Here is a 14,531-nt window from a genome sequence, read left to right as displayed (position 1 = left end):
CATGTGTTTCAGTAGCGTGTCCCCTTCGTCTAGTGGCCTAGGACACCGCCCTTTCACGGCGGTAACAGGGGTTCGAGTCCCCTAGGGGACGCCATTTGCGGGAATAGCTCAGTTGGTAGAGCACGACCTTGCCAAGGTCGGGGTCGCGAGTTCGAGTCTCGTTTCCCGCTCCATATTTAACAAAAACGCCGATCAGTAATGATCGGCGTTTTTGTGTGTGCTGATTTTACCTCACCCGTGCACTGCCAGCACTCAAGTGGCCGCAGGCGCGTCTTGCCTTGGCATAAAAAACCGCGCAAACAGTTCGGACTGCGACTTTATATTCAACTTGCTATAGATGTTGCGGCGGTGGACTTTGATGGTTTCCGTCGACAGCGACAGCTTCCCGGCAATCTCCTTGTTGGAAAAACCGCTGAGCAGCAACTTGAGTACATCTTTTTCGCGAGTGGTTATCTGAGCCTCCAACTGGGCTATGGCTTCAGCCCATGGCGCTGGCTCGGCGATGTTCTTTTCCTGGTCGATTTCAAAGCACATGCGTTGGTGCATCATCGCCGTCACCCACGGCTTGATCATGTCGAGCATGGTAACTTGCGCCTGTGTGAACCGCATGTTGCTGCCAAACGACATGCACAAGGTTCTGTCGGCATCGAGGCGTACGTTGTATTGCGCCTCATCGACCGAGATGAATTGCGCGAAATACTGATGGTAGTACTCGGTCTCAAGAAAGTGTTCCGGCGCAATATCGAGCAGATGGAAGAAGCCGCTCTGCGGGTTTTCTCGATCAGCGATATAAAACGGGTCCAGTAGATAAAGACCTTTCACATAGCGATGAATGAAGGCGTCAACCTCTTCGCTGTCAGCTACCTCAGGCAGGCTGATCACGCGCACAGAGTGATCGCCGAAAACCAGTACAACCCAATTGTCTATCTGCACGTATTCATTCAATACACGAATCAATGAGCTCCAGAATTCTGGCCGATTGAGCTGCATGATCAGTTTCCCAACGGATCGATGCCAGGCCAGGCTATGAAGGTCAAGCGACATGTTCTACCCCTTTAGGGTTAGGGATTGGCAGGCCAGGGCTAAGTACTTCTAGGTATTTACTATTCAACCATGCCCGGTATATTCATCCCGAACTAACGATAGCCATGAAGGCATGTCGGGTGGACAAGGATAGTCATATGAGTCGATCACACTTGCGAGCTATTTTTTTAGCCTTGCTGCTGGGTGCCGCAATCAGTACACCGGCAGGCGCCGCCCAATCTTCGTTGTATCTATATAACTGGTTCGGGTTTCTTGAGCCGCAGACCCCGAGTGAATTCCAGCAGGATTCCGGCATCAAGCTGCATATGGACGCCTTCGACAGCGCAGAAATCATGCAGAGCAAGGTCATGGCCGGACGCACCGGGTATGACCTGGTGGTGGCCACTTCCAATGTGCTGCCCGGGCTGATCAAGGCCGGCGTGTTGCAGCCGCTGGATCGCTCGCAACTGAGCAATCTGTCGCACATCGATCCCGATATCCTCGCTCTGCTGGCGGTCAATGATCCCGGCAATCGCTATGCCATACCCTACGTATGGGGCACCACCGGCATTGGCTACGATGTGGATAAGGTCAAGGCGGCACTGGGTGAGGATGCCCCGGTGGACAGCTGGGACCTGATCTTCAAGGAAGAGAACATCAGCAAGCTCAAGGCGTGTGGCGTGGCCATGCTCGACTCGCCCAGCGAGATCATTTCGATTGCCTTGCACTACCTCGGGCTCCCGAGCAACAGCACCAACCCCGAGGATTACCAGAAGGCCCAGGCCCTGCTGTTGAAAATCCGCCCCTACGTTCTCTATTTCGACTCATCTCGCATCGACACCGACTTGGCCGACGGCAATATCTGCGCCGTCGTAGGCTGGGCCAACGGTGCCCTGGCGGCGCAGGCGATCAATGAAAAGTCCAACAGCGGACGCAAGATAGCCTACAGCCTGCCCCGGGAAGGGGCATTGGTCTGGTCTGAGAACTGGGTGCTGCTCAAGGATGCCCGGCACCCCAAGGCCGCCCTGGAATTTATCAATTACATGCTGCGGCCGCAGGTAATCGCCAAGACGTCCAACTACATGCTCTATCCCAACGCCAATAAAGATGCCACGCAGTTCGTCGAGCAGAAGTTGCGGGATAACCCGTGGATTTATCCCGATAAAAAGACCATGGCCACGTTGGTCCCGCTCGAACCCTTGCCGCTGAAGGCCGAGCGCATCCGCACCCGCGTGTGGACCAAGGTCAAGAGTGGTACGTGAGGGTAGAACTATTGGCCGGCTGACCACAGGGCGGTGGCCGGGGGAGGGAGACAGCATGCGCCAAGGTGTTGATCAGGGCTATCTGGAGTCAGACGACTATAAGGCATACAAAGAGATTGAAGAGCAGATCGGCCTTTGTACGCCCGAACAAGCCTGGGCCATGTATTACGTCTCGACGGGCATGGTGCGCGAGAACATTACCCTGGCAGTGATGGAGCACATCGGCAGGGGTAACCGTGCATTGCTGCTTGAGTTCCCTGACCTTGTGCGGGTCGAGGGGCGCGACTATGAGCCCGGAGCCCTCGCCTCCAACTGGCCCTTGTTGCGACGGTATCGTGGATAGCCTCATGTGCCGTCTTTCCTATCAAAAGCGCAGCTCGTCGTAGGGCATTCTTGTCAAACATGTAGGGATAGTCTGTACTTTTTGTGGGGGAGGTGCGTTTCTCTGTCGTGCTCTCTACTCTGGCCACCCATTCTCCTTGCTCACTTCAGAGAACTGCCCAGATGCTTCAACTCGATTTTTATTCAACACTGGTAGCCGCTTCGCTGGTGCTATTGCTGGGGCGATGGATGGTGGCGCGGATCGGCTTCTTGCGCACCTACAATATTCCCGAACCGGTCGCCGGTGGTTTGTTGGTCGCCCTGCTGCTCCTGGCATTGCGCGGCCTGGCTGATATCGAGGTACGCTTCGATCCCTCTTTGCAAACCCCCTTGATGTTGGCGTTTTTCGCCACTATCGGCCTTAACGCAGACTTCGCCAGCCTGAAGAAGGGCGGGCGCATAGTGGCCATATTCCTGCTGGTGGTAACCGCGCTGCTGGTGTTGCAAAACGCCATGGGTATCGCACTGGCCACGGCGCTTGGCCTGGATCCGCTGATGGGCTTGCTGGCCGGCTCGGTGACATTATCCGGCGGACATGGCACTGGCGCGGCTTGGGGCGCGGTGTTCAGTGAGCAATATGGCGTAGCTTCTGCATCTGAATTGGCAATTGCATCGGCGACGTTTGGCTTGGTACTCGGTGGCCTGATTGGCGGCCCCGTGGCGCGCTTGCTGATCAAGCGGGTCGAAGTGCCAGGTGTCGGGCAACCGCAGCCGCGCTTGCCAAAGGGCTTCGAACAGCCCAACCAGGAGCGTCTGATCACGGCGTTTTCGTTTATCGAGACCCTGGCGTTGGTGGCGATCAGCCTGAAGGCCGGCACCTTGCTCAACAGTGCCATCCAAGGCACTGCCTTCGAATTGCCGACCTTCGTCTGCGTATTGTTCGTCGGTGTAGTGCTGCGCAATGGGCTGTCGATCCTCGGCTGGCACCAGGTGTTCGAGCGCGAAGTGTCGGTACTGGGCAATGTCAGTTTGTCGTTGTTCCTGGCGATTGCGCTGATGTCTCTCAAACTCTGGGACCTGGCGGCGCTGGCCTTGCCGATTGTCATCCTTTTGGCTGCGCAGGCGCTGTTGATGGCGTTGTTTGCGATTTTCGTGACGTTTCGGGTAATGGGCCGTAATTACGACGCGGCGGTATTGGCGGCCGGTCATTGCGGGTTCGGGCTTGGCGCCACCCCCACTGCGATTGCCAATATGCAGGCCGTGACCCAGCGCTTCGGGCCGTCACAGATTGCGTTCCTGGTGGTGCCGATGGTCGGGGCATTCTTCATCGATATCACCAATGCTGTGGTGATCAAGCTGTACTTGGCACTGCCGTTCCTGGGGGCCGCGGGGTAAGTCGCTTCACCCCGTGGCCAGCGCTCTCATCGCCTGGGCCAAGCGCTGCGTGGCTTGCGCGATTTCATCCCGGTCCAGGGATGCAAAGCCCAGGCGCAGCGCATTTTCCGGACGGTCGTTGGGTGAAAACTGACGACCGCTGCGCACCACCAGCCCATGGTCCAGGGCGGTGGTTACCAAGCGATCCACGTCTATTCCTTCCTCGAAGCGTACCCAGAGCGCCAAGCCACCCTCAGGCTCGCGCACCTGTATGCGATCGCCGAATGCCTGGTCCAGGCAATCGCGCAGCACAGTTCGGCGCGCCAGGTATTCTTTCGAGACGCGGCGCAGATGCTTTTTCAACTCACCGTCATTGATCAAGTCCGCCAGCATGGCCTGCGCCACCCCATCGGCATCGCCCACCATCAATGCGGCATTGCGCTGTAAAACCTCAATCACCTGGGTGGGCGCCACGATGTAGCTGCAACGAAACGTTGAGCCCAGCACCTTGGATAACGAACCGATGTAGATCACATGGCGCTGGGCGCGGTCACTGGCCAGCGGCAGGTAAGGGCGGCCGCTGAAATGATATTCGTGATCGTAGTCTTCCTCGATCACGCAAAAGTCATGTTGCGCCGCCAGTGCCAGCAAGTGTTGCCGGCGTGCTGCATGCAAGCTCACGGTAGTGGGGAACTGGTGGTGGGGCGTGAGGTAGATCATGCGCACGTCATGCTCGCGGCATAAACGGTCTATCTGGTCGGTGCGGCAACCTTCATCATCGATGTCGACCGTGACCAGCTGTGCGCCGAGTTTTCGGAAAATCTCCCACGCCGGTGGGTAACTCAAACGCTCTACCAGCACCACGTCGCCGGGCTTGAGCAGCAGGCTTGCGCTCAGGTACAGCGACATCTGGGTGCCCTGGGTCAGGCAGATATTCTCGGCATTCACCGTCAACCCGCGATTATTTCGCAGCATGTCGGCCAGGGCGCAACGCAAATGGTAGCCGGTGCCCTCACTGCCGTAGCGCAAGGTGTTGGAGGCAAAACTGTTGCGCAATGCATGACGATAGTAGCGATGCAAAACGGCCTGGGGCAGCAAACGGTGATCGCTGGTGCCATTGTCGAAAAACAGCGCGCCATGTCGATGCTGGAGAGCGACCACTTGGGCGTTGTGGGTGAAATACGGCACCACCGGCTGCTCCAGCAGCGGCGGCGCGAAGGACGGTTGCGCAGCACTGGGCATGGGCTTGGGCGTCAATCGCGCATTGACGAAGGTGCCACGGCGCGGCTCGCTGATCAGCCAGCCTTTGGTCATGGCTTCTTCGTAGGCCAGGATCACGGTCTTGCGGTTGACGTTGAGCAACTGCGCCATTTCCCGTGTGCCCGGCAGCAAGGCTCCAGGCGCCAGGCGGCCTTCGAGGATCGCGCTGACCAGGCCCTCGGCAATCTTGCGGTAGGACGCCTGGTGGGTATCTTCGTCGAGCTTGAGCAAGGGGCGCCATTTGCGCATCTGGACCATCTGAATTATCCAAATCTGGAGGTTCTAATGGGCCTAGTCTAGCGCAACAATCAGATCTCACTCACCCGAGGTCCTTATGAACACACGCCATGTCATCGAACTCGCCCCCTCGGGGAAAACCTTTGAAGCCGGTGATGAACTGTTGCTTGATGCAATGCTCGCCAGCGGCTTGACCGTGCCGTTTTCGTGCCGGCGTGGCGCGTGCGGGTCGTGCAAGGTGGTAGTGGCCGACGGTGCGTACCGTGCAAAGCCACTGGACCCGGGAGTCCCGGCACCGTCCTATCCGCTGGCCGCCAATGAAATGCTGCTGTGCCAGAGCCATGCCTGCTCCGATATGCGTCTGGAAATTCCCGGCTGGTCGCTGGACACACCCGTGCTCGTGGTCGAGGCAACGGTGCTGGGCAAGCGCGCGCTCAGCCCCGATGTCATCGAGTTGGTCGTGATGCCGGACATGCCGCTGGCGGTGCGAGCGGGACAGTACGCCAAGTTCCGCGTGGTCGACGGTGACTCGCGTTGTTTCTCAATCGCCAACTTGCCGGCCGAAAGCGATGGGCGCCTGGTGTTCCAGATTCGTCGGGTGAGCGGCGGGCTGTTTTCCGAGACCTTCCTGGGCGCCCTTGAAGCCGGCGACCTGTTGCAACTGGAAGGGCCTTTTGGTGCCTGCACCTGGCAGGACGATGACAGTGCGCCGGTCGTGCTGTTCGCCACGGGCACGGGTTACGCAGGCATCAAGCCGATTCTGCTGACCGCCTTGAAACGCGAGGTGGAGGTGACGTTGTACTGGGGCGGTGCGCAGCCGGCAGATTTTTATGACAGCCTGTTCTTGGCCAGGATGGTCATGGACCACCCACGTTTTCACTGGCATCCGGTACTGGCCTCAGAGGGCCGGGTGCAGGAAGTTGCGCTGAGTCATGGGCATCACTGGCAGGCGGCCCAGGTCTATGCCTGCGGTAACGGCGCGATGATCAGCCAGACACGTGCGGTTTGTCTTGAAGCGGGCTTGCCCAGCCACCGGTTTGTCGCGGAAGCCTTTGTGCCCAGTGGCCGTTCGAGTGCGGGAGCGCCCTCCAAGCCATTGGACCCGATCTGGGAAAAAGTCGGCCCACGTTACTCGCTGGACGGCATGCTCGCCGCACGCGAGCAGTCCATCCGCGCCCTGGCGGCGATCGCCAGCCAACTGAAGGTGGGTATGACCACCGGCGAAGCCCTCGATATGGCGGCCGAGCAACTGCACGCCATGGGCGCGTCCCATACCTGGCATCCAACCTACATCCGCTTTGGCGCCGACACGGTGCGCCCACCCCGTGAAGGCATTGACCGTCAACGCAGGCTGCGCGCCACGGACATCGCCGTGGTTGACCTGGGACCGGTCTGGGATGGCTACGAAGGCGACTACGGCGACACCTTTGTGTTCGGTGATTTGCCGTTGCACCTGGCCTGTACAAAAGCCCTGCATGAAGTATTTGATGAAACCCGTGAAGCCTGGCTGCGCGGGCTGACCGGGCGTGAACTCTATGACTTCGCCGAGCAGAGCGCCGAGTCCAAGGGCTGGAGGCTGGCGCGCAACCTCGCAGGGCACCGCCTTGCGGATTTTCCCCATGCGCTGTTAGAAAGCAAGGTGCTGGCGGAGCTGGAAATCCCACCGAGTGAGATGGCCTGGGTGCTGGAAATCCAGCTATGCCATCCCACGGAGCCGGTCGGTGGTTTTTTTGAGGATATGCTGATGCTGCAAGCCTGACGAGCCCGCCATTGCGGCGGGCTCCCACTGCGCTCAGAGCTTGGGTAGTTGGCCAACTCGGCCCATCATTTCAGTGACAATCTGCAGGTCCAGCAAAAACTGTTCGACGGTCTTGAACTCACCGTCGGTGTGCCCGGTGTACTTCTCTTCAGGTCGCGCCAGGCCAAATTGCACGCCGTTGGGCAAGTCATGCACGGAGGTCGCGCCGGCCGAGGTGCCGAACTTGTGCGCCATGCCGAGGTTTTCCGTGGCGACCGCCAGCAAGGCCTTGACCCATTCACCTTCAGGGTTGCGGTACATCGGCGTATCCAGCGAGTAGGTAAAGTCCACCTTGACCTGGGTGCGTTTGTCCCAGGCGCTCAACTTCTCGGCGATTTCGGCTTTGAGTTTTTCCGGCGATTTGCCCTTCGGCGCACGCAGGTTGACCGCCAGCTTGAAGGCTTTGTCGTCCAGGCCGACAAAGGTCGGCGAGGTGGTCAGCGGCCCCATGAAGTCATCGGCAAAGCCCACACCCAATTTGCCCCCCAGGTAATCCAGGCCCCAGTTGTCCGCCGCATAGTGGGCGGCGTCGGTGATGTGGTTGTGCTTGAGGGCGATCTTGCCGTCGACGCTGTGGATCAACTCCAGCATGCGTGCCACCGGGTTGATCCCGGATTCAGGTTCGGAGGAGTGGGCAGACACGCCAGTGACGGTGAGCTTGACGTCCTTGCCGTCGACCTTGGCAGTCACCTGGAAATTGCCGCCATTGCGCTTGGCATAATCAGCACCAGCTTGCTGCAGGCTGGCTGCCAGTTCGGCAGGTTTATCACTGACCAGCGTGGCGACCGATACCGATGGAATCTGGTTGGTGGCCTTGCCGCCAGTCATCGAAATGATTTCTGCGCCTTGGCCTTCGCCCTTGCGCACCGGGAAGGTGGCCATGACGGTGCCCGAGCCTTTTTCGGCGATCACTACCGGGTAGCCGCCATCCAGCGCCAGGTTGTATTGCGGCACGGGATTGCGTTCGAAATAGTAAGGAATGGCGTCACCGGAGGTTTCCTCGGTGGTGTCCACCAGCAGCTTGAACGTGCGCGCCAGCGGCAGGTTTTCTTCCTTGATCACCTTCATGGCGTACATCGCCACGACGATGCCGTTCTTGTCATCCTCGGTGCCACGGCCATACATACGGTCGCCGATCAGCGTGACCTTGAACGGGTCGAGCTTGGTGCCGTCTTGCAGTACCCAATTTTCCGGCGTCACCGGCACCACATCGGCGTGGGCATGCACGCCGACGACTTCATCGCCGCTGCCTTCCAGGGAGATTTCGTACACACGGTTATCGACGTTACGGAAGTTCAGGTTGAAGGACTTGGCCAGGGCCTGGATCTTGTCGGCAATCTTGAGGAATTCCGGGTTTTTGTACTGTGGCAGACCGTCTACGTTGAACGTCGGGATCTCCACCAGTTCGCGCAGGGTTTCCAGGGCCGCCTTGCCGTACTTCGCCCGGGTGTAGATGCCGAGCAGGCGGTTGATTTCGTTCTGCTGCTCGGCGCTCAGGGTCTTGTTGTCGAGAAAGGTGCTGATGGCCGGGCCGACGTCACTGCTCTTGCCCAGGTCGCCCTTGGCCAGGGTGCCGAGGAAACTGCGGAAATCGGTGACCGACGTGTCGCTGAAGCTCTTCAGGATCGCCGCGCTTTGTTCGGCGCTTATGTTGGCGAGCGCAGGGGTGGTGACAACTGAAAGGCTAGCAGCGAACAGGGTGGCAGCTACCAGTTTTTTGAGTGGGAAGTGCATGGTTGATGGCATTCCTTTGCAGGTAGTGAGTAGGAGGTTTCTGACGGATATGCCAGAAACATTTCCACACACTACCATTACTCAGGTGCCCAAGGTCAAGGCTGGCCAGGATGGGGCGCAGGGTACTCATCAGTCACGTTCAAGGCTCTAGCGTAGGGCCCTTCCCACAGTTGCGCATGCAATTGCCCTACGCGTTTGGCCATCGCTTCACTGCGCATCACCACCTCCAGGTTGCGCGAGTTATCCAGGTAACCACCCAGCCAGTTGCTGGTGCCGATCCACGCCACTTGCCCGTCGATCTCCATGGTCTTGCTGTGGATCACCCGCGCGTAGGGGATAAAGCCTTGCTTGGCCTCGGGCAGCGTGACGATCTTGATCTCGACGTTGGGCAGCACCGCCAGGCTCTTGAGGTAGGGCAATTCCAGCTTGTCGGTGTTCCAGTTGGACACCATCAGTTTGATTGACACCCCGCGGGCGGCTGCGGCGCGCACGGCGTTGTCGATCACCGCGTAGTACGGCCGGGTCCGATCCGGGCCGTAGGACAGTGGCGCATAGTCAAGCAATTGCACGCGGACTTGTTTTTTTGCTTCGCCCAGCAGGCGTGGCAGTTCCAGCTGTGAGTCGCCTACGCCAGGCGGGTTGTAGCGTTGCGGGCTGGCCACCAGGTAATTGCCGACACGCGTAGGTTCCTGGCCGGTGGCCGGCAGCGGCACCGGTTGCTTATCGGCGAGGGCAGCCTGGGCTTGCCAGTCCTGATCGAAGATCGCCTGAACCTGGCCCACCACCGCCTCGTCCGTAATCCGCAGCCCGGTTTCGTGGATATGTTCCAGGGAGCGCCAATCGAAATTCTGGCTACCGATAAATGCCTGCTTGCCATCCACCACAAGGTATTTGGCGTGGATGATGCCGCCGCTCAGTTGCCCGTAGGGCAGCACACGGAAGGTCAGATTGGGAATCGCACGCAGGCGTTCCAGGGTGGCGGCTTCCGATAACTTGATGCCTTTTTCTTCCAGCAGAAAACGGATTTTCACACCGCGCTTGCCGGCAGCCTCAAGGTGCTCGATGACCTTGTCCATTACCGAGCCTGGATGATCGGCGGCGTAGAACTGGCCGATATCAATGCGGCTTTTTGCGCCGTCGAACAACTCGATCCATACCGCGCCGGTCTGGCGCAGATCGGCAGCGTCCAGGGTGGTGTCCACCGGCACGGTATGCACCAATTCAAACCCTGGAATGGAAAAGTCCGCCTGGGCCAGCGGACTGAGGAGCAAGCCGGCGAGGCTTGCAATACGCAACTTCATCGAAAGGGACATAAGCGTCTCATCGGACAAAAAGAGGGGGCGGGTGCATGACGCGCCCGCCCGGCGGGTCATGCCGTGCGGCTGTGAAGCGGGGTCGGCACGCGGTGTGGTGCTTCGGCCTGCTCGCGGGCGCCGCTGGCTGCGCGGATCAGCAGGATCTTCAACTGATCATTGATGCGTTCCAGGCTGTCCTGGAAGAAGTTGTGGAACACCACGCAGAACAGCGCGATGGCGATGCCCAGGCCGGTGGCGAACAGGGCCGTGCCGATACCACCGGAAATCTGCCCTGGGTCGGAAACACCCGCCGTCGCCAATGCCTTGAAGGTATCGATGATGCCCAGAATGGTACCCAGCAAGCCGAGCAGCGGGGCGGCAGTGGTGATGGTTTCGATGATCCACAGGCTACGGGCCAAGGGCGCGCGGGTCTTCAGGTATTGGGTTTCGATTTCGTCGTCGAGGTCTTTGCGCGAGCCATTCGATGCCTTCTGCGCCAGCACCGGCAACACCATGTTCAGCGGCAGGCTGTGACGGCGGGTCAGGCTGTCCGGCAAGTCGCGTTCGCTGTGCACCTGGGGGCCCAGGGCGTCGGTGAGGGCACGGGCCTGGCGGCGCACATAGGCGAAGTAGATGCCACGTTCGATAGCGATGAAGATCGCGATGGCCATCGCCGCATACATCACATAGAAGGTGACGTCGTGGAGCAGGTTCATATCCATGATGGTGTTCCTCTTGGGTCAGTCTTAGAAATTCGCTTCCAGCGAAACCGTTACGGTGCGGTCCAGACCGACGATGTACGCCGGGTCGCCATCGCGGAAGCCGCTGTAGCTGGCCGCATTGGTCTTGGTGGTGTACACGCCGTCCAGGTACTTCTTGTCGAACAGGTTGTCGACGTTCAGGCGCAGGGTTGCGTCCTTGACCACCTTCTTGTCCACCGGCAGGTAGATACCGGCACCGAGGTTGAACACCGTGCGGCCGGAAATCGCCTCGTCGTTGGTCAGGTCGCCGTAGAGCTTGCTGGTGTACTTGCCGCCGAAGGTGCCGTAGAAGCGCCCGTCGTCATAACCGATGTTGGCCGCCAGCATGTTCTTGGGCACGTTGGCGAACTGCTTGCCGCTGGTGGGCAAGACGATGGCTTTGCCGGCGTTGTAGACGGTCATGTCGTCTTGCTGCTCGGCCTTGGTGTAGGTGTAGGAGGTGTAGTAGTTGAAGTGGTGAGGCAACTGGCCGCTCCATTCCAGCTCCAGCCCTTTGTTGGTGACCGCGCCGACGTTGATGTCGGCAGCGTCACCATTGATGTCTTTGGACGACACCTGGCGGTTCTTGAAGTCCATGTAGAAAAGGGTAGCGGCCAGGCTCATGTCGTCGCCGCTGTAGCGCCAGCCCAGTTCATGGTTCCAGCTGGTTTCCGGCTCGAGGTTGATAGAGTCGGCGCCCTTGTCGTAGAGCGCGTAGTTCTGGGGTACGCGCATGTTGCGCGAGAGGCTGTAGAACAGCTGGTCACGCTCGTCCAGCTGGTATTTGAGACCGACGTTGGGCAGCAGTTTGTTATAGGTCTGGTTACGTTTTTCCGGCTGCTCGGTGAGGCTGCCGTGGTTGGTGCCGTCACGCTCGACGTTCATGTACGCAAGGCCGGCGATGAAGGTCCAGTCCGGGTTGATGTACCAGGTGTCCTGGGCCCAGACTTTTTGCGCCGGGGTGACAGTGAAGCGGTCCCGTCCCTGGATCTGCTTGCCATTGGCATCGACAATGGCGCTGTTGGAGTCGGGCCAGGTGTCTACCGGCTTGCCGTTGCTCTTGAGCGGAATGAACGGCTGGGTCTGGCTCTGGCGTGCGCGCTCGTACCAGTAGCCGAACTGCAGGCTGTGGTCGCCCAGGTCCCAGGTCAGCTTGGTGGTGATGCCCGGACGCCAGGTCTGGGTGCGCGAAGGGCGGTAGTACACGCCGCTGTTCGGCGTGCCATCGGCGTTGTATTGCGCGGCGGTGGGCAGGTTGCCGAGGTCGAACACACCGCCCTGGTTCGAGCCGCGGTTGAGCGCATAGGCGGACGCGCCGACGCCGCTGCCGTTGCCCCAGTAGTAATACGGGATCACCGACAGGGCCAGGTTGTCGGCCAGTTTGAACTGGGTGTTGAGCACGGCGGTAAAGGTCTGGAACGGGTTCTGCGCCAGGGCGTAGTAGCTGTTGTACTTGCCGTTGCTGCCCACGCTCGGCGTCGCCGGGTAGGGATCGTACTTGCGGCCGTTCTGCTGGAACTGCGCCTTGGTCAACTGGCTGTAACTGTTGTTGTCCTGCTCGTGGTACTTGAGGATCAGGTTGGCAGTGTTGCCGTTGCCGGCGTCGAAGAAGCTGTTCCACTCAACCTTGTCAGCGCGCACCGCGCCTGAGCCACGCCACATTTCCCCTTCGGTATGGGACACCGACAGCCAGTTGCTCAGGCCATTGATCTCGCCGGTATTGAGACGGGCGAAGGTCTTGCGCGTGGCGTTGCTGCCGACGACTTGCTTGACGAAGGCGCCGGTTTCCTTGGTCGGGCGAATGGTCACGATGCCGATGTTGCCGCCGCTGGAACCGATGTGCGGGCCGTCGGCTTCCGATGCGCCCTGGGTGACGAAGATCTGGTCGATATTCTCCGGGTCGCCCAGCAGGTTGGAGTACAGCGCATAGTTGCCGGAGTCGTTGATCGGCATGCCGTCCACCGACATGCCCACCTGGTCGGAGTTCATGCCGCGCATGGTGAAGCGAAAACCCGAGAGACCGGTGTTGTCTTCACTGGAGATGTTCAAGCCCGGGGTGTACTTGAGCTTGTCGATGGCGTTGCCCGTCGCGGCCTGTTTGTCCAGGGCTTCCTTGGTTACCGTGGAGCGGCCCTTGATGCTCTCCTCCGGGACCATATAGCCGCCGCCGGCGGTCGCCTTGCCTTGTACGCCAATGGTGCCGACGTCACTGTCGCTGGTCTCTGCCATGACCATTCCCTGGGTCATGCTGGTCGCGGCAACGAGTGCCAGATGAATACGGGTGAACTTCATCACTGTCGTCCTGGGTCGGGTGCTTATTGCACGCTGTAGTTGAAGGTGGCGGTGAAGCGTTGCTCGTTGCGCCCCCCGAAGGCTTGCTCGGGGAACGGCTTGACTTGCTTGATGCGACGCAAGCTGTTGGTGGCGGCCCGGTTGAGCAGCATGCTTGAGGCCGGGCTTTGTACGCCGGAGTCGAGAACGCGACCCTGGCGATCTACCAGCAACCACACCACCACCTCGCCACTCGGGCGTTCGAGGGACGCCTGGCGCCCGGTGGGGTACTGCTTGTAGGTGTCCAGCTCGTTGCGCAAGCCTTTGAGATAACCGCCTTCCAGGGCCTGGCCATCGACTTTCGGCGGGGCTGGCGGGGCTGGCGGCGCTACAGGCGCTGTCGGGGCTGCCACGGGCGCAACGGGTTTGGCTGCGGCCACCGGCGCAGGCGTTGGCGCGGCCTTGGCAACCACCGGCTTGGGCACCGGTTTTGGCTTGGGCTTGGGTTCGGGTTTGGGCAGTGGCTTGGGTGGCGGTGGCGGTGGCGCCGGCTCGGCCTCCTCATCTTCGATCACCGGCGGTGGCGGCTCTTGCTCCACCACCGGTTCCGGGACGACTTCCGGCTCCGGTTCGACCAAGGCCAACTCGACCGCCGACTCGTCATACACCGGCTCGACCTTCAAGGTCTGGGATTGGATACCCAGTGCAATCAGCACCAGGGCGATCACGGCCGGTACACTGCCCAGCAGCTGACGCGCACGAAACAGCACGTACATGATCAGGACTTACGCGTAGCGATGGAAACGGAAGTGAAGCCACCCAGGCGCAGGGTGTCCATCACTTCCACCAGGCGCGAAACCTCAACGCCTTTGTCGCTGTTGACGATGATCGTCGACTTGGTATCGGGCTTTTCGGCGGCCTTCAGCGCCGGCACCAAGGCAGCCACCGTCAGGTCCTTGCCGTCGAGTTGCAACTGGCCTCCCAGGCCCAGGGTGAGGATGAATTTGTTTTGCGGTTTGAGCTGCTGTGAACTGCTGGCACTGGGCAATTGCGTCTTCATGCCGAGCGCGGGAATCACGTTCAAGCTCACCAGTACGAAAAACACCAGCAGGAACATCATCACGTCGATCATCGGGATCAGCTCGATGTGCGCCTTGCGTTTCTTGGGTTCGTCCCAGGTTCTCATTCCGTTACCCCGTCAGTGAATTAGGGGCAA

At 59.9% G+C, this 14,531-nt stretch carries 12 protein-coding genes and 2 tRNA genes; 6 read left to right on the top strand and 8 right to left on the bottom strand.

Going from position 1 to position 14,531, the window contains the following annotated elements:
* The first annotated feature begins 18 nt into the window (after positions 1-18).
* Together BLU48_RS16180 and BLU48_RS16175 are read left to right on the top strand one after the other, a co-directional pair.
* A tRNA-Glu gene (locus BLU48_RS16180) sits at positions 19-94 on the top strand.
* 3 nt (positions 95-97) lie between these two features.
* A tRNA-Gly gene (locus tag BLU48_RS16175) sits at positions 98-173 on the top strand.
* A gap of 79 nt (positions 174-252) precedes the next feature.
* On the opposite strand, the gene BLU48_RS16170 is transcribed toward BLU48_RS16175, so the two are convergent.
* A complete protein-coding gene (locus BLU48_RS16170) occupies positions 253-1,044 on the bottom strand; it encodes a helix-turn-helix transcriptional regulator (RefSeq protein ID WP_057023544.1) in 792 nt (263 codons plus the stop codon).
* A 137-nt stretch (positions 1,045-1,181) separates the two neighbouring features.
* Here BLU48_RS16170 and BLU48_RS16165 point away from each other — a divergent pair, with 137 nt between their 5' ends.
* From BLU48_RS16165 to gltS, 3 genes are all read left to right on the top strand, one after another.
* A complete protein-coding gene (locus BLU48_RS16165) occupies positions 1,182-2,285 on the top strand; it encodes a polyamine ABC transporter substrate-binding protein (protein ID WP_057023545.1) in 1,104 nt (367 codons plus the stop codon).
* A gap of 55 nt (positions 2,286-2,340) precedes the next feature.
* Positions 2,341-2,628 (top strand): hypothetical protein, encoded by a 288-nt coding sequence (locus tag BLU48_RS16160; protein WP_056846288.1) that lies wholly within the window; start codon positions 2,341-2,343, stop codon positions 2,626-2,628.
* Between the two features lie 161 nt (positions 2,629-2,789).
* A complete protein-coding gene (gene gltS, locus BLU48_RS16155) occupies positions 2,790-4,001 on the top strand; it encodes a sodium/glutamate symporter (protein WP_057023546.1) in 1,212 nt (403 codons plus the stop codon).
* A gap of 6 nt (positions 4,002-4,007) precedes the next feature.
* Here gltS and pdxR read toward each other — a convergent pair whose 3' ends face one another.
* The gene (pdxR, locus tag BLU48_RS16150) at positions 4,008-5,498 is read right to left on the bottom strand and encodes a MocR-like pyridoxine biosynthesis transcription factor PdxR (protein ID WP_057023547.1); all 1,491 of its coding nucleotides are present in this window, start codon (positions 5,496-5,498) and stop codon (positions 4,008-4,010) included.
* A gap of 76 nt (positions 5,499-5,574) precedes the next feature.
* Between pdxR and BLU48_RS16145 the strand changes: the two genes are divergently transcribed.
* A complete protein-coding gene (locus BLU48_RS16145; protein ID WP_057023548.1) occupies positions 5,575-7,236 on the top strand; it encodes a M24 family metallopeptidase in 1,662 nt (553 codons plus the stop codon).
* Positions 7,237-7,269: 33 nt separating this feature from the next.
* Here the strand turns inward: BLU48_RS16145 and BLU48_RS16140 are convergent, their stop codons facing one another.
* The 6 genes from BLU48_RS16140 to BLU48_RS16115 form a co-directional block, all read right to left on the bottom strand.
* Positions 7,270-9,009 carry a dipeptidase gene (locus BLU48_RS16140; RefSeq protein WP_057023549.1) on the bottom strand — a complete coding sequence of 580 codons (1,740 nt, stop codon included), beginning with the start codon at positions 9,007-9,009 and terminating at the stop codon, positions 7,270-7,272.
* Positions 9,010-9,104: 95 nt separating this feature from the next.
* Positions 9,105-10,322 carry a phospholipase D-like domain-containing protein gene (locus BLU48_RS16135; protein ID WP_046069055.1) on the bottom strand — a complete coding sequence of 406 codons (1,218 nt, stop codon included), beginning with the start codon at positions 10,320-10,322 and terminating at the stop codon, positions 9,105-9,107.
* Between the two features lie 56 nt (positions 10,323-10,378).
* Positions 10,379-11,026, bottom strand: coding sequence for a MotA/TolQ/ExbB proton channel family protein (locus BLU48_RS16130; RefSeq protein ID WP_057014064.1), 648 nt, complete (start codon positions 11,024-11,026; stop codon positions 10,379-10,381).
* 24 nt (positions 11,027-11,050) lie between these two features.
* Entirely contained in the window at positions 11,051-13,336 is a 2,286-nt protein-coding gene (locus BLU48_RS16125) for a TonB-dependent receptor (RefSeq protein WP_057023550.1), read from the bottom strand.
* A gap of 23 nt (positions 13,337-13,359) precedes the next feature.
* Positions 13,360-14,091 (bottom strand): energy transducer TonB family protein, encoded by a 732-nt coding sequence (locus tag BLU48_RS16120; RefSeq protein WP_057023551.1) that lies wholly within the window; start codon positions 14,089-14,091, stop codon positions 13,360-13,362.
* A 2-nt stretch (positions 14,092-14,093) separates the two neighbouring features.
* Positions 14,094-14,501, bottom strand: a complete 408-nt coding sequence (locus tag BLU48_RS16115) for an ExbD/TolR family protein (RefSeq protein WP_057023552.1) — start codon at positions 14,499-14,501, stop codon at positions 14,094-14,096.
* Positions 14,502-14,531 lie beyond the last annotated feature (30 nt).

Origin of the sequence: Pseudomonas synxantha (assembly GCF_900105675.1) — a bacterium.
GTDB classification, from domain to species: domain Bacteria; phylum Pseudomonadota; class Gammaproteobacteria; order Pseudomonadales; family Pseudomonadaceae; genus Aquipseudomonas; species Aquipseudomonas synxantha.
Note: the sequence above shows the minus strand (reverse complement) of the source record. Positions and strands in the feature narration are given on the sequence as shown.

Coding starts and splice junctions, on each gene's coding strand:
- gltS (WP_057023546.1), top strand. CDS start 2,790: ATGCTTCAACTCGATTTTTATTCAACACTGGTAGCCGCTTCGCTGGTG.
- BLU48_RS16130 (WP_057014064.1), bottom strand. CDS start 11,026: ATGGATATGAACCTGCTCCACGACGTCACCTTCTATGTGATGTATGCG.
- BLU48_RS16160 (WP_056846288.1), top strand. CDS start 2,341: ATGCGCCAAGGTGTTGATCAGGGCTATCTGGAGTCAGACGACTATAAG.
- BLU48_RS16115 (WP_057023552.1), bottom strand. CDS start 14,501: ATGAGAACCTGGGACGAACCCAAGAAACGCAAGGCGCACATCGAGCTG.
- pdxR (WP_057023547.1), bottom strand. CDS start 5,498: ATGGTCCAGATGCGCAAATGGCGCCCCTTGCTCAAGCTCGACGAAGAT.
- BLU48_RS16140 (WP_057023549.1), bottom strand. CDS start 9,009: ATGCACTTCCCACTCAAAAAACTGGTAGCTGCCACCCTGTTCGCTGCT.
- BLU48_RS16145 (WP_057023548.1), top strand. CDS start 5,575: ATGAACACACGCCATGTCATCGAACTCGCCCCCTCGGGGAAAACCTTT.
- BLU48_RS16135 (WP_046069055.1), bottom strand. CDS start 10,322: ATGTCCCTTTCGATGAAGTTGCGTATTGCAAGCCTCGCCGGCTTGCTC.
- BLU48_RS16170 (WP_057023544.1), bottom strand. CDS start 1,044: ATGTCGCTTGACCTTCATAGCCTGGCCTGGCATCGATCCGTTGGGAAA.
- BLU48_RS16165 (WP_057023545.1), top strand. CDS start 1,182: ATGAGTCGATCACACTTGCGAGCTATTTTTTTAGCCTTGCTGCTGGGT.
- BLU48_RS16120 (WP_057023551.1), bottom strand. CDS start 14,091: ATGTACGTGCTGTTTCGTGCGCGTCAGCTGCTGGGCAGTGTACCGGCC.
- BLU48_RS16125 (WP_057023550.1), bottom strand. CDS start 13,336: ATGAAGTTCACCCGTATTCATCTGGCACTCGTTGCCGCGACCAGCATG.